The following is an 18,698-nucleotide window of genomic DNA, read 5'->3' as shown; positions in this document are numbered from 1 at the left end:
GCGGCTGTCCCGGTGGCGTCCTGCTGCTGGCGCTCAGCGGGTCATGTGCGCGGCCTGCTGCCCGAGCATGTCCATCACATGCTGCGGCATGCTGGACCGCAGCTGCCGTTCGAGCTGTTCCAGATGGCTGGACACGGCGCGGTACGACCCCACCTTCTGGTACAGCAGGTTCTTCTCCTGCGAGATCTGCTGAAGCATTGCTTGCGCGCGTTGGCGGACCTGGTGCGCCTGGTCGCGCTGCGTTTGCTGGAGCTGAAAATCCTTGTCCAGCGCCGCCATGCCGAGGCGCAGGTTGCGCTCCAGGAATACGTAGGCATAGTCGGCGGCGATCACGTCGCGATACTGCGCGATCAGGCTGTCAGCCAGGCCGGAACCAGGGATGGTCGAGCCCACCGACAGCATCTTGTAGACCGGTTCGGTGGTCTGGTTCACAAACCCCACCTCGGCCGAGTTGTTCGGGATCGCCGTGCGCGTGGCGATCTTGTCGGCGATCGAGCGCATGAGTGTCTCGACCTTCGCTGTGAACGGCGTGTGCGTGTAGGCCGTGTTCAGCGTCACGACATCGCAGTTCGTGTAGTCGTTGCACTTGAGCAGGTGCTGCGTCACATTGGTCCCGGCCGCAGCGGCCTGCCCGTAAAGCAGCTGACTGATCGACGTGAGCGTCGGTGCGATGGGTTCAGGGTCGCGCCCGTCCTCTTCGGGGTGGTAGATGATCGTGCCGACCATGCTCATGACCAGCTCGCGCTCGGAATCGTCGAGTGCGACGCCGGTGTACTGCAACGCCTTCCAGGTCAGGTTGCCGACGAAGGGGGCCTTGTTCTTCACGTTCGGGTCGCCCGAGGAACGCGCAGAGGCCAGGATGCTCGGCCGGTCGGTCGCGCAACGTCGGCGGGCCGCATCGCGGTCGCTCTCCAACCCCATTTCGACGGCGAGGTCGGCGCAGGTTTCCTGCGAGCTGTAGCCAGTGGCCTCGGCCGCGGTGCTGACGATGGCCTTCGCCGTTTCGCAAGAGTTGATGCGCGCGTTGTTGATCCAGGTCTCCAGACCCTTGGCCCACTTGGTCAAGCCGCCCAGCAGTGGCGAGACCGCCTCCAATGCGAGCTGGAAGGCGATGCCCGGCAACGCGGCTGTGATGTTTCTCAGCATGTTCTTGAACTCGGTGGCCGAGATGTGCGAGAACGAGCCACCGAACACGTCGATGCCGCCACAGCCCGCCTTGGCGCTTGGGAACTGGATGGCGGCGAGCTGATAGACCTTGTTCGGCGAACGCATGAAAAGGCTGCCGCCGGTGTAGGTGTTGAAGGTCTGTCCGCGGAAGGCACCCGGTGCGGTGTAGTTGCCGATGGCACCCAGGCTGTTGAACATGTTGTTCACCTCGGCGTTGAGGTCTCCTGCGCGCAGCGGCAGCGGTGAGACCACGAGCAGTGCGGCCATCAGGACGGCACCGGCCTTCTTCAAAGGCTGATTTGGCAAACGTGGAACCATGACCTGCTCCTACTGAAGAGAAACGTGCCGGCTCGCGGCGGGCAACATGGCTTCGGCGGCCGGCGTCGCGACCGTGGCGATGCGCTCGACCAGTTCGGCCTCTGACAGCACACCAAAGCCGATCGGTGTGATCTTTCCCGTGAAGGGCTGGGCCAGGTAGACGGCGGGAACCTGCGTCACCTTCAAGGTGCTCGCGATTCCGTTGTCGCGCCGTGCATCCGCGAAGCCCGGTATCGATCCGCCGTCGACGCTGATTGCCACGACCTTGATGCCGTGCCGCGCCTCGAACGCGCCGAGCGTCGGCGCGAAGGCATGGCAGTACGGGCAGTCGCCACGGAAGAAAAAGAACAGCACATGGTCCTTGCCGAGGGCGCTGATCGACTGCGAGCGCCCGGACATCTGCTCGCGGTCGAAGACCTCCAGCGCCTTGGCGTTCACCGGGCGGCCTTGAAGCGTCGGGTCCAGTTCGGGTGTGGCCCACGCCACACGCTGCGCAACGTCGGCGAAGTAGGACGCACGCGCCACCACCTTAGATTCCAGTTCCATGTAGCGGCGCACGTTGGCCTCGGTCGGCCGCATGATCGCAATGTTGCGGTAGGACTCGACGGCCTTCTGCAGGCGCTCGAACTCGATCAGCTCCGGGGCCTTGGCTGGCGCTGGCTTCGGCGCCGGTATCGATGCCTTCGGCGGCACCGCCGGCATTTCCTCAGCGTCTGGCTCTTCGTAGAAGTGCCAGCCACGCCAGGTGTCAGACCAATACGGAGCGGTCTGCGAGCTGGCACCGTCTCTGCGTCCAACATCCTGCGCGCGCGTCTCGGAGGGGAGCCAGCAAAGCAACATCGTGACGGCCGCGGCGAGGATGGGGGCGAAGAGATGGCGTTGCATGGCTGTGCCCTTCAGCTCAGTGACTTCGGCGGCATGCCGTCAAGGCAGTAGTTGATGCCGAACTCGATGGTCTGCTTGCGCGGTGCTTTGGCGCCGGGCAGCAGCACACCGTCCTGCCAGAAACTCAGCTTCAGGCGACTGCATCCAGCCTGGCGGTAGCGCTTCTCGGTGGTGACGTCGATGAAGATCGGCGTGGTCGCCGAGAAGCGCTTGCTGATCGCGTCGGCGATGTCGCCGGTCAACAGGCCGTGCGCCTGCCCGTTGGCAGATCGGAGCGCGGCCAGCATCAGCGGTCGTGCGTCGGTCACTGGAGCGCGCTCGGAGGCCTGGGCGGCGCATTGCAGCGCGACGGCGCCCAGCATGATGACCAGGATCGACTTCATTGGCACCGTCCCTGTCCGTAGTAACAGTTCGGCACCTTGCCGCTGTTGCCTGTCTGGATTGCGCCCAGGTTCGGTAGAGTCGGCACGATGGACGCATAAAACTCCGTGAGGTCCATCGCCGCGAAGTTGAGGCTTTGCAACTGCGCGATCGTGAAGCCCGAGCAGTCCGGGTTCTCGCCGCTGCCCCAGCCCTTGCCGACCTGCACGCGGCCCTGCTCGTTGACGATGCGCGCCAGCTTGCTGTTGAAGCAGCACTTGCCGGTTCTGTGTTCGACACATGAAACGCAGACGCCGAGGACCCTGAAACACGATGAGCACCAGGTGCCAACTCCGTGACAGAGGCCGGCACCTTCCTTCATCGCGAGCTTTCCCTCTTCCTCGTTGCACGACATCATCGACAGAATGATGTAGATGATGATCGCGATGACCAGCGACCAGGGGTCGAATGCGACGACGAGGCTGTCGCCCGCGTAAAGCACTGACGAGCCTGCGGGAAGCGCCGTGCCATTGACCGCGACGGTGACACCGTAGCTCGTGAAGGAGCCACTGAAGCCGCCGCTCGTCAGCAGCGCCGACATGCCCTGGTACAGGAACTCCCGGTTCTCCGAGTTCATCAGCACGTCGTAGACCAGGCGCGAACCGGTGCCGAACAGACTCTGGTTGGTCATGCCCGCACCGGCGCCGTCGGAGTAGCAGCAGTTCTTCAGCAGCCGGTCTCGGCAGCTGTTGGCCTCGCCCTTGAACACCTGCATGCGGTTGGTGTCGAGATACACCCCGGCCTCGCGCGCGGCCTCCAGCATCGACATGCTGCGGGCGAAATCGGCGTCGTTCGTATGGCTGATATCGAAGCAATTGCCCTGCAGGCAAAACACGTTCGAGGGGCAGTTGCTGCCGCTGGTGACGGTCTGGGCCGGCACCGCGCAGGTGTAGGTGTCCTCGTAGACTTCGCACAGGCCGCTCACGGCGTTGGCCTGCTTGCAAGCCGACGCCGTCGGCGTGCAGCCGCTCGCCGCCAATGGTGCGCACTGGTCTGCCGGCGCCGCACTGCTGCAGGACATCGTGCTGTCGTACTGCCAGCAGTCACGGGTGACGGTGACGCCATCGACAACCTTGGCGCCGGGACCGTCGGCGCAGATGGCTGCGGTGTTGACGGTGCAGCGACCGCCGGCGACCAGGGCGGGGCACTGGTCATCCCATCGATCGGTCGCAGCGACGCTGGTCAGCGCCTTCAGGTAGCTGAGCCGCATGGTCGGAATCGGGCCGAACGCCGGGTTCACATCCCAGCCGACCACGGCGCGGTCCGCGTCGATGTTCCAGTAGTTGCCCGGCACTGTGCCGGTGATGTCGATGCCGGTGTAGGGTGTCCGCCCACCGGACGGGGCGTAGCACTTGGTGCCATCCAGCACGGTCGTCGTGCAGCCGCTGTCGCCGGAGCAGACCGAGTCCTGGATGTTGTCGCCGCTTTGGGTGCCGGCGCGACAGGCGGCGTAGCGCTTGAGGAAGGGCTCGACCGTGGTGCAGGTGTAGCCGGAGTCGCCGCTCCCCGTGCAGGTCTCCTGGCTCTCCGCCGCGATCATCGCCGTCAGGCTGCAGGTGGTGCCGGCGCAGGACTTGTCGGCAACCCATACGCCGGTGCGGATCGGCAGCCCGGTCATGCCGGAGTAGCTGGTTCCCAGTACCGCCACCATCTCTGGAAAGACCACGGGAGTCGTCATGTCCACGTCGAAGAAGCTCAACGGCGAGCCGCCCTGCGTCACCCGGAAATGCTGGGCCGTATCGGGCCGGTCCGGCACGCATTGCGCGTCCAGCCCCGCGCTGCCCGAACCGGCATGGGCGAACCAGTCGCCTGGCGTGCAGTTGGTCGAGCGCGCGATGGCCACGCTCAGCGTGCGCGAGCAGCTGTAGTTACCGACGCCCTGGTAGCGCAGGCAGGTGCGTGCCTGTGTGGTCGCGGGCAGGCTCGTCGTCGACGTGGTGCAGCCGCTGTAGTACGAGGCCAGATCGTCCAGCACACTCGAAGGGCTGCGCGTGATGCCACGCGCGGCTGCCACCGCAGGATCGTTCGCGCCGATGGCCGGCCGCGGCGTGTTGGCCGAATTCAGCGCACCGCGCTGTGCCTGACACACCGGGTCGTTCGGCATCGTGGCGCACAGCGTCAATCGCGCGTTGCCCTGCGCTGCCAGGTCGGGCTGGCCGTAGTACGCCCTCTCGGGCGGGGTCGTGGTGTAACCCGGCACGTTGGCCGTGGCGCTCGGTGTGTTGACCGTGCCGCGAATGACCGGATTGGCGGCTTGCCCGGCGGCAGTACCCTCGTCATGCGGACCGGCGATGGCGGCCGTCTGCGTCGTGACGAAGCAGAAGAGCGTGAACCAGACGATGAGGCGGCTGCCGTTGGAGCAGAACATGCGGGGCTCTCCTCTATCCCTTGAGCCGCTTCAGGAAGCCATTGGCATCCTTCGCGAAGCGCGGCGCAGCACGCTGCATGTGTTCCAGCGCGTAGCCCAGACTCACGTCGCCTGCTGCACGCACGAATCCATCGGACGGCACGCACAGGCCAGTTGCGCACGCCGTGGCGCGCGTGCCGTCACGCACCAGTACAAAGCTCGGCACCCGGTCGATGGTGTAGCGGTCGAAGGCCTGTGGGTCGATTTGTACGGCAACCTGGCGTTGGCCGATCAAGCCCTGCACCCGCGAAGCCGTGTCGCGGATTGACCCGTTGACCAAACCCCGGATCACGACCGAGGCCTTGGCACGTGCGGCCTGATCGACGAGGCGCTGCAGCGTGGCTTCGGGCATTGACAGGCTGACGAAGACCAGCAAGCCCGGGCCCGACACGAGGCCTTGCGCCTGCGACATCGCATCGCTCTGGGAGGCGTAGCCCTTGGCGAGCGCTTCCAGGTCGATCGGTGCAGAGAACCGGGGTTGCGGCAGGGCGTCGATCTTCGGGCTTCCCGATATCGGCACACGGCCCAGCTCCGCATCGGTTGGCATGCGATTGGTCTTCCGCGCCCGCTCCATGTCCTTCTCGGTGATCGTCGGTTGCGCGCGCCGGGCACGTTCGATGTCACCTTCGGTCACCGTGGGTGCTGGTTGCGAGCGAGCGCCGGCGCTACAGAGCAGCACAGCCGCGCTGGCCAACAACGCGCCGTGGCGGCAGAGGAAGTTAGTAGCCCACACAGCAGTTCCTCTTCCTGAACAACATGAACGCGAAGTCCTCACCTCGTACCGGGTACTCCTTGCCCGCACCCCAGGTGACGGTGGTGCGCCCGAAGGGCTGGCAGCACTTGCCGCCTTCCTTGCCAGTGCTCGGGACCGGGTAGGTGAGCTGGGTTTTGTAGGCGGTCTTGTCCATCACCGGCGCGAAGTACGGCCCGCACAGCCCCGGCGTGCCGTGCCAGCCCCAGGCGAGCAACTCGCGGTGCATCTTGGCGGTCAGGCGCTGGGCCACCAGCGCGGCGGTGCGCACGCCACCCATGTGATACGGCACCTGGCCGTCGAGCGGATAAATGCCACCCTGGCAGCCGGCGCACCAGAACATCTCCTTGATGCCGAAGCCGAGTGACGCTGCCACACAGTCGGCCGCGCACGCGGCGACCGCCACCGGGTTGGCGAACAGCACGGCATCCGGGTTCAGGATCAACGTCAGCTCATCGTCGTTCCACAACGGGTCGACTTCGGTCAGGTAGGCCAGGTCGAACGAGCCGCGCTCCAGGCACGGAAAATCCGCCACGACGTCGAGCCAGTAAAGGACGGGGTTCACGTAGAAGTGCGCCTGATAGAAGCTGCCACCGTCCCCGTCCCCCTCGGCCCGTGTGTAGCGCGCGGCAGCGGGCGCAGCGATCCCTGGATCGAGATCGACGCCGCCCAGCGAGACGAGACAGAAGGGCTTGCGCACCACCTCGACGTGGCGCGCCGGTTCCCAGAAGCCGACCGATATGCCAATGGTCGGGTTGACGCCGCAACTGCACACGGGGCTGCTCGGGTTGTCGATGTCCTCCTGGTCGCCGACGTTGGCGATGCGGGCGCTGCCGATGCTGATCGGCAGGATGCAGCTCCAGCAGATGTCGGTGATGGGGTTGGGGAAGGCGCCGGTGCAGGTGATGCTGTCGGCGGCGTTGCTCGACAAGGCGTGCAGCGCGACCAGCAGCGCGACCGACCACGCGACCAGCCGGCGCAGCAGGATCAGGACGCAGTTCACTTCGCGACCTCCAACTCGTCGATGCGCAGGCGCATGCCTTCCTGCGACACGAGCGCAGGCACTTGCGTGATGCCGAAGCGGCGAACCAGGACGCCTTGCTGGTCGTAGTAGACGGGCGTGCGCCACGACTTCATCAGGTCCAGGTAGGAGCCTGCCGTGAGGATCGGCTTCACCTTGCCCTGATAGCTGGCGATCAGCTCGCGGGCGCGGGCCACCTGGCGACGATCCCGTGCATCGAAGAACAGCAGGTGCTTGGACAGCGAGACGACCTCGAGCGGGTTTTTTCGCAGCCCGGCCGCGAACAGCAGATGGCCCTGCGCGTCAAGGATGTTGCGGTCCAGCGTGAAACTCGGGTCGAAGTAGAAGCTGCGTGCGGTCTCGGTGGCGCGCACCCCAGTGACCGGTTTGGGCTGCGTGACGGCCTCGGTGCCACGCGCCCGGGCTTGCGCTTCGAGTCGGGTCAGTTCGCCGCTGCGCTCCTTCTCACGCAGGCGCTGCTCGATGAAGGCCAGCAGATTCGGCTCGCTGATCGCATAGGTCGGGCCGATGGTTCCGAGGTCTTCGGCGTGCGCTGCGTGGCCCCACATCTCGATGAGCACCGCGGCACCGAAGACGAACGACCGAAGCGGCTTCATCGACCGCTCCGTTGGTCACAGCGAACGCGCTGCGCGAGCTGTTGCAGCGTGACGTCGCGCTCGGCCTGTTGGCTCGGGTGGTTCGCGCGAATCATGCCCATCAGGACCGGATCGCCATCGCCGTCCGACACGGCGCGCCGCAGCTCCTGCGTCGTGAGCGCACGGCCACAGCGCCGCTGGAAGGCCTGCAGATAGCCCTCCGCGCCCTCGCGCGCAGCCGGCGAGATCTGGGCCAGCAGGCCAAGGTAATCGTCCATCGGGACGTCGTCCGCCGCCGTGGGAGTGGCGCCGCTGGCGGTCTGGGCACTCGATCCGCTGACCACGAGGCCAGCGGCGAGGGCAAGGGCGGCGACGATCGGAGCGCTGCGCATGGTGAACACCGTCAGAACAAGGGCTGCACGACGCCGATGACCTGCTCGGCGCGAACCAGCCCGCTGCTGCGGTAGCGCGAGTCAAAGCTGTCCGGGCTCGTGCCCTGCACGTAGTAGTGGCCCGGCGGAATGACGGTCGGCTTTATCGGCTCCAGCGCACGGTGGTCGTAGGCTCGGGCCTTCGCCAGCCCGACCGGCTCGCCGTTGACGGCAACGACACGGTCAGCCACCGTGACCGCGTCGCCCGGCAGGCCACGCACGATCTTGAAGAACGGCTGGCCGCGCAGGCCCGGGTAGTCGGTCTGCGCGTCGCCCGCGAACGCAAACACAATGTAGTCGCCGCGATGCAAGGCCGCCGGTACGGCATGCACCAGTGCCACCCGATATGGCAGGCTCGGCGTCCAGTTGAAGACCACCGGAACGCGCGGTGTCGGATCGACGAAAAGCCGCGCGTAGGCCAGGCTCCAGATCGCGAACACCGGCAGGTACAGGTACCAGCGCCGACGCATGTGCCGCAGAAAGTCGCTGAACGACGCAACGGCGCGCTGCAGCCGACCGAGGGGCACCGACGGGTCAATGGTGGGAACAGTCTCGGCGATCATGGCGTGTCCACCTTCCTGCGCAGTTGGGCGGTAAGGTCCACGGTATGCGGTGTCGGCCCGGCGACAGCGCTCTTGAGCACCACCAGGCAGTCGCAGTCACGCGGCAGTTCTTCAAGCGCGGCGGGCAGACGTTGCGCAAAGGCGCGCGCCATCAGCAAGGCCTTCTGCCGATCGTCCTCGGAGCTGGTCTTCGTGAGCAGCAAGGTGAACTCGGCTTCCTTCTGCCGGTAGACCTCGGCCACATCGACCATGCCGACGCGCTGGGCCGGCCGCACCACGGCGCGGTCGTAGAACAACATCGAACCGGCGACGATGAACAGCGTGAACATCGTGTGCGCCAGAAACTGAACGACAGGCGGCTTCATACCGTGTGCCCTCGGCGTCGAAGCAGCTCGGTGATGGCTTCGTCGATGCTCAGGCCCTGCGCGCGCAGCTCGTCGATCGGTGCGTTGTCCTCCATCTTGTTGGAGAACAGCAGGTGGGTTGCCGGATCGAGAATGTTGCGGGCCACGCCTTCACCGACCGGCGACGAGATGTACAGCTCGGAGTACGCACCGGCCTCGGTGCGCAGCGAATTCAGCAAGCGCTTCTTTGGCTCGTCCATCGTGAGCCGGCCTTTGCGGTCGAGCATCTCGATGGACTCGGGCTTCTGCCGCAGCAGAAACACCCAGTCCGAGCAGTTGAACGCCGCCTCCATCTGCGCCGAGCCGTAGTAGTCGTCGGCGCTTTGCGTTGCCGTGCCGAGCGAACCGCCGTACTTGCGGGCACGTCGCGCTGCTTCCTCGACGACTGCAGCTTTGACCGGATCGTCCGCGCCGATGTCACCGAGTTGCTGCTTGAGTTCGTCGATGAACAGCACCTTGCGCCGATTGCGCGTCAGGTACATCTCGCCGGTGATCTGATGCAGCAGCAGGATGTTGACGACCGCATGCAGGTCGGGCCGGCGTTTCAGTTCCTCGTTCTCGATGACGATGAAGTCATTGCTGAAGTCGACATTGCTGCGGCCATCGAAAAAGCGCTCGTACTGGCCCCCCTTCGCATAGGGGTTCAGCATGATCGCCAGGTCCTTGATGCGCGGGTCGTTGAGGACGCCCAGCTCTTCGATCGTCCCGCCCTTGAAGGCGTCACGCAGGCCGGTGATGGTCAGGTCGTTGCCGTGCTGGCGGAACAGCTTGAGCACCATCGCCGAGATCGCCTTGTACTGAACCTCGTCGAGGGCGCGCTGCATCGAGCACATCTTCGAGATCGCCGGCACCAGCATGTCGATGTCTTCGTTGATGTCGACGATGTTGGAGAACGGGTTCAGGCAGATGTCCACATCGGGCTTGAACTCGATGTAGGTGCCCTTGGCCTTGCGGCACAGCTTCTCGAAACTGCGGCCCAGGTCCAGCATCCAGACTTTGGCGTTGATGGCGCGGTAGGACCAGGCCATCTCGTTCATCAACACCGACTTGCCCGAGCCCGGCGCGCCGATGATCGCAAAGTTGTAGTTGCCCAGGTCGTTGTCGAAGATGTCCAGCGTCATCAGCTGGCCACGGCGGCCGCCGAAGACCAGCGCCGGCGTGCGTGTGCCGCGCCACTCGGCGATCAACGGCGCCAGGTGGATGGCATTGGCCATGGTCTTGCGCGAGACGCGGCGCATCTTGGCCAGGTCGCGGTGGAACCTCTCCGACAGCGTCATCGGCAGGCTGGCCAACAGTGCCTGACGGTGCATGTAGACGTCGGCGTTGAGCTGGAAGCCCCGGCCGCGCCAGATCGCGTTGGCGGTTTCGTGGGCGGACACCGCCTTCCCCGGCGGCGAGAAGATCGCGAGCTGGTGGTACAGGCTCACCAGGCTGCCGCCGGTGTCGATCGCATGGGCCGCGGCCGTCCAGTCCTGCAGCTTCTTGCCCACGTCGGGCATCACGTCGGCCATCTTGCTTTTGGCGTTCTGCGTGGCGCGAACGTGGTTCGCGGTGATGGTGGCCTTGGTGGCGTTCGGGTCGAGCACATGCACGCCCATCGTCAGCAGGAAGGGTGCGCTGTACTGCAGCGCCGGCTGCATCAGGTCGCCGATCAGCGAGCCCATCTGCCAAAGCGAGAAGCGTTCGGGGAAGGACTTGATCGAATAGAAGCGCGCCTCCAGCACGTCGTCACCGCTCTCCTTCCACAAGCGCAGGCCGCTGGGCGTGGGGTCCTGGATGGTGTCGAAGTCGACGATCTGGTCGCGCAGCTCGCGGCCATCGTCGTAGTGCAGGTCCGGTGCGTCGGTCTGCGAGATGCGGTCCGGGTTGGTGAACAGCGCGCACCAGTTGATCAGGTCCGCCGCATCGCAGACGCGATTGGGAAGCGACGCCGATCGCAGCGTGGACGACATCGATTCGCGCATCGCCAACAGCTCATCGCGCCGGTTCAGGTCTTCCGCGTCGCCAGGCAGCGTGACGCTCATCATCAGCCGGAAGTCGCGCAGCGTGTAGTGGAAGCCCGACGTCAGCGAGGACTGCGCGCCCTGCAACAAGTGGCCGGTACGTTGCCGTGCCAGTGTGCGGAACAGGTTCTCGTTGCGCGCAGGCCGGCCCCAGCGTTTGGCCTTCTCCGCTTGATCCTCGTCTTCGACACGCAGGTTGGCGTATTGACGCAACTGGTCGCGGATATGCGGCGAGGCGAACAGGTGGAACTGGATGCCGGTGGCGGCCGGGCAGTTCGAGTACAGCGAGATCAGCACCTCGGCCATGCGTTCGTCAGCACCCGACTGCGGCATCACCTCCAGCATGAAACCCAGACTGTCCCGATTGACGAAGAGCTTCTCGGTGGCGAGGTAGGCGGAGTAGGGGAGCCAGGCAGCGAACTGCTCGGCGGGTGTGTCGGGCGTGGCGCCGAGGCCCAGGGTTTCGAAGAGGCTGGGACGGGCCAGCGTGGGGCGTGGCGGCATCGTTGCCGCTGTGTCGAGGGTGCGCATGGGGGTGCTCTCAGTCGGTGCTCTCGGCGGGGGCAGGGAGCGGCGGCAGCAAGGAGTCGAACTCGGTCGTCGGCCGTTGCGGCGGTACTGGTCGCTGCGACATCTGCGCCGGCGTTGCGTCCTTGCCCTCCACGGTCGAAGATTTGACGTTCTTCGGAGGCGGGCGCAGCGGTGCGTAGGCGTCGCGAATCTGGCGCTGCGCGTGGTCGACAAGCCACCGGCCGGCGTCGATCTGTACGTAGACGTAGCCCTGGTCGTAAAGGTCGCGGTCAGCGTCCTCCCAGGGTTTGAACCACAGGCGCAGGATGCGAGCCGACGAGCGCAGCGGGGATGCGAGCGATACGGGTGTCGTCATCGTCGCGGCCGACGCTGCAGATGCTGGGGCCGGGGCAGAGCCGCGCATCGGGGCAGGACCATCACCTGGACCGGCACCGGCCGGACGCCGTGCGCGTTGGCTCGGCAGATTGTTTTGGATCGCGTTGGCGTAGGTGCCGGAGACCGAATCGCAGGTGACGCCTTCGGGCGCCTTGCAGGCGTAGTCGGAACTCCCGCTCAGGCCCGACAGGCTGGTGCAGCCGATGAGCGTGAAGGGAAGCGCGATGCACAAGCCCTTTAGCGCTGAGCAAACGCGGCGCGGCCGCGTGCGAAGGTCGGCGCTCACGGCTGCGCTCCCGCACCGGCCTGAGTCAGCCGGGCCTCGATGACGCTGTGATCGACGTAGCCTTCGGTGCGGCTCCCATCGGCCCAGACCAGGGTGGGCGTTCCCTGCACACCGAGGCGGCGCGCGAGCGCGAAGTTGCGCTCGATCGGGTGATCGCAAGCTGCGGGGCCGTTCAGTGCCGCCGCGTCGCCCTGCAGCATGTACCGGTGCCACGCTTGCTCCCGGTCGGCCGCACACCAGATGGCAATCGGTTTGGCCTCGCCTTGGAAGGGCACGAGGAAGGTGTAGACCGTGACGTTGTCGAGCTTGGCGAGTTCGGGTTCGAGCTGTTTGCAGTAGCCGCAGGCCGGGTCGCTGAACACCACAACCTTGCGTTGCCCGCTGCCGCGCACGGTCTTGATCGCGTCGGCCAGCGGCAACTCGTCGAAGAACACGTTCGCCGGCGCCGTCGCAACCGCCATGGCCGCGGTTGGCGACGACCGGGCCATCATCGCCAGCTTGGGTCCGGTCAGGTCTTTCATGGTCTGCGTGTCAAACACGCGGCCGAAGACGAAGTAGCGCGGCTGCCTGGCCGAGACGTAGGCGACGTTGCCGTTCATCCAGACTTCGTAGAGGCCATCGACCGGCGAACGCAACACCTGCGTGAACTGCGTGCCCGGGTTGGCCCTCCGCAACGCGGCCAGCAGGCGTGCTTCGTCCCTGGTGGCAGCCGCGGCGGGCATCGCGGCGGCAACGACCACTATGACCAACGCGGCGGCCATCGCATGACGCCGCAACGGGCAGGTGAGTTCAATAGGTTTCATCGTCGGACACCTTTGTGTAGCGGTCGTCGGGAGAGGGTGCGGTGGTGGTCGAGCGCTGGGCGTCCGCCGACATCGGCACGTCGATGCGCACACCCTTGGTGATGACCACGTCGATTTCGCGGCCGGCATCGACCTCGATCACCGGGAAGGTGTTCTCGGCCAGCTTGATGTAGTACTGGGCGAGGCGGTCCAGTGCCTTGCCGACGCCGGTGCCGAGGCCTGCCTTGTAGGCGTCGCCGCCGGAGGCGCTCGCGATGGTCCCGAGCGCCGAGGTGCTGTAAGTCGTGGACGAGGTGGCCAGGCCCTGGCCGATGCCGCTGACCACACCGGCCAGCAGTGCGTTGGCGAGCATCTGGCCTTGCTTGGTGACAAGCCGGCCGCGCATGCCGACCTTGCCGTCTTCGCCGTACACGCTGCCCTGGATCTTGACCTCCAGCGTGGCGCCGTCGGCTCGCACGCAAGACAGGTTTTCGGTGCGCAGATAAGCGCGCTCGGAGCTGATGTCGCCGTAGCCGGCGGCAATTACGAAGCAGTCGCGGTACTCGCCGCGGAAGCGGTTGGGCAGCACCGAGTTGTCGGACAGCCGGATCAGCACAGGGTGTGGGTTGGACTGAGACTGTCCACCCGTCGGCGCGTCCAGGCCGCCGAGCAGGGTGCCTCGGGTGAAGCTCACCGGCAGGAAGGTCGAAACTGTGCGCGCTTCTCGCGAAGCATCTGGCGAGGCGGTCGTTCCCGGCGCAGCAGCGCTCGATGGCTTGGCGCGATCGACCAGGGTGATACGAGTCAACGTCGGTGCCGAACTGAGTAGCTGCGGGGCAGGCAAGCCCATCCCGGGGTCACCTGGTGGCATGCCGCCGACGGGTGATGTCCTCGGGGGTGGCGGTGGCGGGAGGCTTGCTGCCGGCGGCATCGCCGGGGCGGCAGGAGCCTGCACCGGAGGAGGGGCGGGTACCGGCTGGGCGTTCGCCGTCTGACTGGCATCCCTTTCAAGGTGATCGCCCGGAAGCCTTGAGAAGTCGAGCGGTGGAGAAATGAGATCGGGCAGTTCGGCCATCGACCCAACCCTTGGAGGCGGCCACCTTGGGCCCGCGCTTGGCCGTGGCGAGCTTCTTGGCCGGCAGGTGCATGGCCAGCTCCAGCAGGCGCCGCGCCAGGCGTTCGGGCGAAGGCTCGGCCCGATCGGACCAGCACTGGGCCGGCACCGCCACGAGCAGGCCCTCGAAGCCCTGCTTGACGTGCTGCGCCAGATGGAAGGTGGAGACCTCCAGCTCGGGCAGGGCGGGCCGGTGCGCCTGCTCGATCACCGCCTGCAGCAGCGCCAGGACGTTGTAGGCCAGCACCGCCACGGTGAACCCGAGCAGCGCCGCGCGCGGGTGCCCCAGGGTCTTGATCTCGCTGTCGAGCACCGACTCCAGCCGCCCGAACAGGCCCTCGATGCGCCAGCGCTTGCGGTACAGCGCAGCGATCGTGGTCGCCTCCACCGTCGCGGGCAGATTGCTCCACAGCCTCAGTGTCGTGCGGCCCGACTCGGTGGGCTCGTCCAGCTCGATCTCGATGCAGCGCCACGGCGTGCAGGGCTGTGCCTGCCCGCGCACGGCCCGCAGCGTGATGGCGCACTCCCGCACACAGCCCGTGTCCATGCGCACCGCCTCGCTCCACGCCCCGCGTTCGCCCACCCTCGGGTGGCGCCCATGCTCACGCACGATGAAGCTCGCCGCCGCGTCCTGCCAGCCCTGCAGCAGTGCGCGCGTGCAGAAGTGGCTGTCGGCCACCCACAGATCCCCGGGCTCGGCCCCCGCCACCAGCGGCATCACCCCCACCCGCTCGCTCTCGTACGCGTCTTCGCACGCCACCAGATCCCGCACCAGCGCCTCGTCCGGGTCGTACACCACCAGCGCGTGCCCCGGCAGCGCCGCGCCACGCCGACCACGCAACACCCCCAGCCTCTTCTCGCTGCGCCCCAGGTGGTTGCCGTCCACCACCCTCAGCCTCCACCCCGGCAAACTCCTCGGCCTGTCCAGGCTGCCCATCACCGGCCCCAGCCGCTGCGCGCTGCCCTGCACCAGCGCCCTGAGCAACTCCGGCCTCGTCCCGCTGACCTTCCCGTACAGCGCCGCCAGCGACACCGGCAAACTTCGGCTCTGCATGGCCGCCGCGTGCAGCGACGGCCTCAGCCCCAGCGTCACCAGTGTCATCAACTCCACCACCGTCGAGAACATCAGCGTCCTGGCGTACTGCTGCCCGCGGTGCGCCTCGAACACCTCGTCGATCCACTGCGCCGGCAGCGCCTCCTCCAGAACCATGCGCGCCATCACGCTCGCCGGCGTCTGCTGCTCGAACCGCTCAATCACCGCTTCCCAGATCTCAGTCTCCTGTTGGCCTTTCCTTCCTGCAGCTTACCGACTCTGGGGGGACTCACCTTGAAAGGGATGCGTCTGACTGGCTGACGTGAGCCTCTGCTCCAACTCGGCGAAGCGCTTCATGGTCTGAGCCTCGAAGGCCTGCCGATCCTTGTTGAGCCGCGTCTGCTCATCGCGCTCGCTTTCGTACTGCGCCAGCTTGCGGCCGGCCGTGCCGACCCACTGATCCACCGGGTTCACTTGCTGGCCCGGCGGCATCACGCCGATGTTGGTGACAGCGCTCGGCGTGCCGTTGCCGGCGGCCTTCGCATCCGCGGCTCGCGACCGCGTGTCGGTGAGCGCGAAGATCAACCACAGCAGTCCGACGCCGCAGACGAGGATCGCAACGAGCGTGGCGTACTGACGCTGCCTAGGCGACAGGCGTTCGAGCAGGCCACGCACGCGGCCATTGACAGCACCGTTGGCGTTGCTGCTGCCGGCAGCACTGCCGCCTGTGCGCCAGGCGAAGGGGTTGTTCATCGCGCACTCCCTCGCCGAATGACGAAGACGTTGGTCGTTTCGCCGGGCCGCAGGTTGTGGTTCTCGATGGCCACGCCGGTGACGTTGCCGTCCTCGCGGTCGAACTCCTGCTCGGAGAGCACCATCACGGTCGGGCTGATGTTTTGCAGGAGGTACTTCTCGCCGAGGAAACCGCGGCCTTCGTAGCGGCGCATCAGAGAGAACTTCGCCTCGGCCCATAGAGGCACGGGGCGGTTGACCTCATCGACGCGGACGTCGGGAGGCACCCGGTCGGAGGCCATTGCGACCAGCATCGCTTTCATCGCACGCACATGGTTTGCCGACGTACCGAGTGGTCCCTGGGGCGAGGACTCCGGCCTGATCTGACGGGCCGACGAGTCGCGGATGACGATGGTGTCTGCGGGTGTGTCGGAGCGGCGCAGCAACAGCGTGTAGGTCGCCTGCGCCGAGGACACGAACAGGTTGACCGGCTTGGCCGACGTGCCGACAGGACGGATGTAGACCTCGCCCTTGTCGCGGTCGCATTCGAGAACGACCTCGCCCGCGGGGTTGATCGCGGGGCTGGCCGGGTTAGCTGGGCTGGGGCTCATGCCGTTGGCCATCGGAGCCGCAGCCACCGCGTTGCCGCAATTGCTCGAATAGATGTTGCCGAACACGTCCGTGATCGGCGCGCCCTCGATGCGGATGCGCGTCGGCTCCTTGATCGACAGGATCGCTTCGACCGACACGCCGTCGCGCGCATCGATGACTTGCAGCGCGTGCGCCGGGCCGGCTGTGAAGAGCAGCGCGGCTGCCAGCGCCGCAGCCGGATGCAGCACACCTGCAAGGCCGCACGCTTCGACTTCAGTTCGCATTGGGAAGCTCCTTGAAGGTCTTGAGGTGCATGCGCGCGCCGTTGAAGCTGAACTCGACCAGGTAGGCCTTCAGGTCGTTGCCGGTCTCGAAACCGTTGACCAGCGTGCGCAGCCGCCCGCGCACGACGACGGTCTGCGCGTCTTCGCTCGGCACCAACTGCTGAGGCATGAAGAGCGTGCTGGCATTGATGCGCTTCAGTCGCTCCGCTTCGACTTCCTGCCTTGTCTTCAGCGCGCCGTACTGGCCCGGTTCGACATAGCCCAGCAGCACACCCTTCTTCCAGTCGATCGACGAGGGCGTCACATCCAGCACCAGCCAGGCGATGAAGCTGCCCATCTGTTCCAGGTACTCGCTGCTCGCCTTGTCTCGGCTGACCCAGAAGGACTTGTCGATCGAGGGCGGCACGATCACGGTGCGCACGGTGCCGATCAGGTTGAGGATCACGATCAGGGCCACGACATGGCCGACGGCCAGGGCACCCACCGTGAGCCCCAGGCTGCGGTTGCGCCGCCGCATCTCCTTGATGTCGCTGTTGAGCCGTTCGAAGTCCATGGGTAGTGCTCCGGGTGTACAGGTTCGGTCTGCGTTCAGCCGACCATGCGGCGGATATACGAGGGCGGCGTGGCACGCATCGCTGTCAGCGGGCTGGGCGGCAGGTGCCAGTACAGCCAGTGCATCGCGAAAGCCGGGTGCTTGTCGGCCTTGATGCGCGCGATCCAGCGCGACAGCGAGATGCCGATGGCAGCGCAGACGGCGAAGGCCAGCTTGGTGCCGGACATGTAGCCGACGAAGAAGCAGAAAAGCACGGGCGCTGCGACGTCGATGTCCCAGAAGCCGATCTTCCAGGTGTCGTCGAGGCGACGCGGGATGTAGGTGTCGGCTTGCATGCCGTGCTCCCTGCCTGCGCGGGCCGCGTCAGACGACCGCGCCCATGATCGCGCCGGCGATCACCAGGCCCACCGCTGCGAAGATCGCGAGGCCGACGTAGAAGAGCACCGGTCCGAAGTTGCGCAGCGCGGACAGTGAGATCAACGCGACCACAAACCCGACGAAGCCAACGAGGGCCTTGATGCCCGGCCCCAGCGCGGAGATCTGGGTGAGCGCCGAGGTCATTGGCCCGGTGATGCCGGTGAAGGCCACGAGGTCGAGTGCATAGCCCGGCAGGGCCAGGCCCAGGCCGGCGACAAGCAGCATCAGCAGCGAGAAGGCTGCAAACGGCTTGCGGTTGACGGTGAGAGGGCGAAGGGTGGCAGTGGTCATCGAAGTCTCCAGGGTCGAAAGGAACGTCATGGCCTGACGCAGGCGGGGAAAACAAGTCGGCATCGGGCGACCGGGGGCAGTCGCCCGTCGCTGGACATCGGTGCAGGGCGCGAGACCGACGTGCCGGGCGAGAAAAAGGTGCGTCATGGCCTCACCTCGTTGGGAGAGGTCAACACGACTTCGACGCGGCGGTTTTGCGCTCGGCCTTCGGGGGTGTTGTTGGGCGCTGCGTAGCAGCACAGGCCACGCGCATCGATGCGTATGTCTTGGGGCAGCGTCCGGGCGATGCGGCGCAGGTGATCGCGAACGGCAGTGGCGCGGGCGAGCGCTATCGCCTCGTTGGCGCCACCAGTGCCAACGTCATCGGTGCGACCGAGGATGAGCACGCGCTCGGAATGGCTGATGGCCGGCAGGAGGGATGCAAGCTGTGCCTTGTGGGACGGCGTCAGAGTGGCGCTGTCGCTCGCGAAAGTCAGGGCGAGCACCGTTGGTTTGCGGACCGAGCCGGCGACCGCCGTGACTGGCGCCCGCTCCGCCACCGAAGTCATCACGGGCGCAGGCGCCGGCGCCTGCGCGGCTACAGCCACTGGCAAGGCGGCGACCGAAACGATTGCCAAGGTCTTTGGCGTGGTTGAAGGGCATGCCGGCTCGGTGCAACTGGCGTAGCGCGCGCCGCTGCCGAAATCCAGCTGGGTGATGTGTCGAGTCGGCGTCGCCCCTGCGGACAGTACGTATTCAGCCCC

The 18,698-nt window shown here is 66.4% G+C and carries 21 protein-coding genes; all 21 read right to left on the bottom strand.

Going from position 1 to position 18,698, the window contains the following annotated elements; translation table 11 throughout:
- Positions 1-33: 33 nt before the first annotated feature.
- The 21 genes from U5O44_RS03845 to U5O44_RS03745 all read right to left on the bottom strand — a co-directional run bounded on the left by U5O44_RS03845 (position 34) and on the right by U5O44_RS03745 (position 18,572).
- Entirely contained in the window at positions 34-1,434 is a 1,401-nt protein-coding gene (locus U5O44_RS03845; RefSeq protein ID WP_322587149.1) for a conjugal transfer protein TraH, read from the bottom strand.
- 60 nt (positions 1,435-1,494) lie between these two features.
- Positions 1,495-2,370 carry a conjugal transfer protein TraF gene (gene traF / locus U5O44_RS03840; protein ID WP_322587148.1) on the bottom strand — a complete coding sequence of 292 codons (876 nt, stop codon included), beginning with the start codon at positions 2,368-2,370 and terminating at the stop codon, positions 1,495-1,497.
- A gap of 11 nt (positions 2,371-2,381) precedes the next feature.
- A complete protein-coding gene (locus U5O44_RS03835; protein WP_322587147.1) occupies positions 2,382-2,753 on the bottom strand; it encodes a hypothetical protein in 372 nt (123 codons plus the stop codon).
- Positions 2,750-5,158 carry a type-F conjugative transfer system mating-pair stabilization protein TraN gene (traN, locus tag U5O44_RS03830; protein ID WP_322587146.1) on the bottom strand — a complete coding sequence of 803 codons (2,409 nt, stop codon included), beginning with the start codon at positions 5,156-5,158 and terminating at the stop codon, positions 2,750-2,752. The genes U5O44_RS03835 and traN overlap by 4 nt, the downstream gene beginning before the upstream one ends.
- Positions 5,159-5,171: 13 nt before the next feature.
- Positions 5,172-5,831, bottom strand: coding sequence for a type-F conjugative transfer system pilin assembly protein TrbC (gene trbC / locus U5O44_RS03825; protein ID WP_322587145.1), 660 nt, complete (start codon positions 5,829-5,831; stop codon positions 5,172-5,174).
- Between the two features lie 85 nt (positions 5,832-5,916).
- Positions 5,917-6,900, bottom strand: a complete 984-nt coding sequence (gene traU, locus U5O44_RS03820) for a conjugal transfer pilus assembly protein TraU (protein WP_416222153.1) — start codon at positions 6,898-6,900, stop codon at positions 5,917-5,919.
- Between the two features lie 47 nt (positions 6,901-6,947).
- The gene (traW, locus tag U5O44_RS03815) at positions 6,948-7,586 is read right to left on the bottom strand and encodes a type-F conjugative transfer system protein TraW (protein ID WP_322587144.1); all 639 of its coding nucleotides are present in this window, start codon (positions 7,584-7,586) and stop codon (positions 6,948-6,950) included.
- Positions 7,583-7,957 carry a hypothetical protein gene (locus U5O44_RS03810; RefSeq protein WP_322587143.1) on the bottom strand — a complete coding sequence of 125 codons (375 nt, stop codon included), beginning with the start codon at positions 7,955-7,957 and terminating at the stop codon, positions 7,583-7,585. Before U5O44_RS03810 ends, traW begins: the two co-directional genes overlap by 4 nt.
- Before the next feature lie 11 nt (positions 7,958-7,968).
- On the bottom strand, positions 7,969-8,559 hold the full coding sequence (gene traF, locus U5O44_RS03805) for a conjugative transfer signal peptidase TraF (protein WP_322587142.1): 591 nt from the start codon (positions 8,557-8,559) through the stop codon (positions 7,969-7,971).
- A complete protein-coding gene (locus tag U5O44_RS03800) occupies positions 8,556-8,888 on the bottom strand; it encodes a hypothetical protein (protein WP_322587141.1) in 333 nt (110 codons plus the stop codon). Before U5O44_RS03800 ends, traF (U5O44_RS03805) begins: the two co-directional genes overlap by 4 nt.
- A gap of 32 nt (positions 8,889-8,920) precedes the next feature.
- Positions 8,921-11,497 (bottom strand): type IV secretion system protein TraC, encoded by a 2,577-nt coding sequence (gene traC / locus U5O44_RS03795; protein WP_322587140.1) that lies wholly within the window; start codon positions 11,495-11,497, stop codon positions 8,921-8,923.
- A 10-nt stretch (positions 11,498-11,507) separates the two neighbouring features.
- Positions 11,508-12,158: a TraV family lipoprotein gene (locus U5O44_RS03790; RefSeq protein ID WP_322587139.1), complete on the bottom strand. Its 651-nt coding sequence runs from the start codon at positions 12,156-12,158 to the stop codon at positions 11,508-11,510.
- The gene (locus U5O44_RS03785) at positions 12,155-12,961 is read right to left on the bottom strand and encodes a DsbC family protein (RefSeq protein ID WP_322587138.1); all 807 of its coding nucleotides are present in this window, start codon (positions 12,959-12,961) and stop codon (positions 12,155-12,157) included. Before U5O44_RS03785 ends, U5O44_RS03790 begins: the two co-directional genes overlap by 4 nt.
- The gene (locus tag U5O44_RS03780; RefSeq protein ID WP_322587137.1) at positions 12,948-13,634 is read right to left on the bottom strand and encodes a TraB/VirB10 family protein; all 687 of its coding nucleotides are present in this window, start codon (positions 13,632-13,634) and stop codon (positions 12,948-12,950) included. The genes U5O44_RS03785 and U5O44_RS03780 overlap by 14 nt, the downstream gene beginning before the upstream one ends.
- A 313-nt stretch (positions 13,635-13,947) precedes the next feature.
- Positions 13,948-15,273, bottom strand: a complete 1,326-nt coding sequence (locus U5O44_RS03775; protein WP_322588457.1) for an IS4 family transposase — start codon at positions 15,271-15,273, stop codon at positions 13,948-13,950.
- A gap of 84 nt (positions 15,274-15,357) precedes the next feature.
- Positions 15,358-15,840, bottom strand: a complete 483-nt coding sequence (locus tag U5O44_RS03770) for a hypothetical protein (RefSeq protein ID WP_322587136.1) — start codon at positions 15,838-15,840, stop codon at positions 15,358-15,360.
- Positions 15,837-16,694: a type-F conjugative transfer system secretin TraK gene (locus U5O44_RS03765; RefSeq protein ID WP_322587135.1), complete on the bottom strand. Its 858-nt coding sequence runs from the start codon at positions 16,692-16,694 to the stop codon at positions 15,837-15,839. The genes U5O44_RS03770 and U5O44_RS03765 overlap by 4 nt, the downstream gene beginning before the upstream one ends.
- On the bottom strand, positions 16,684-17,247 hold the full coding sequence (traE, locus tag U5O44_RS03760; protein WP_322587134.1) for a type IV conjugative transfer system protein TraE: 564 nt from the start codon (positions 17,245-17,247) through the stop codon (positions 16,684-16,686). The genes U5O44_RS03765 and traE overlap by 11 nt, the downstream gene beginning before the upstream one ends.
- Before the next feature lie 35 nt (positions 17,248-17,282).
- Positions 17,283-17,582: a type IV conjugative transfer system protein TraL gene (traL, locus tag U5O44_RS03755; protein WP_322587133.1), complete on the bottom strand. Its 300-nt coding sequence runs from the start codon at positions 17,580-17,582 to the stop codon at positions 17,283-17,285.
- 28 nt (positions 17,583-17,610) lie between these two features.
- On the bottom strand, positions 17,611-17,955 hold the full coding sequence (locus U5O44_RS03750) for a hypothetical protein (RefSeq protein WP_322587132.1): 345 nt from the start codon (positions 17,953-17,955) through the stop codon (positions 17,611-17,613).
- 143 nt (positions 17,956-18,098) lie between these two features.
- Entirely contained in the window at positions 18,099-18,572 is a 474-nt protein-coding gene (locus U5O44_RS03745) for an OmpA family protein (protein WP_322587131.1), read from the bottom strand.
- Between the last annotated feature and the right edge of the window lie 126 nt (positions 18,573-18,698).

Origin of the sequence: Sphaerotilus sp., assembly GCF_034519685.1 — a bacterium.
Taxonomy (GTDB): Bacteria; Pseudomonadota; Gammaproteobacteria; order Burkholderiales; family Burkholderiaceae_C; genus Sphaerotilus.
The sequence above is the reverse complement of the archived record's forward strand: the minus strand, read 5'-3'. Positions and strand labels throughout refer to the sequence as shown.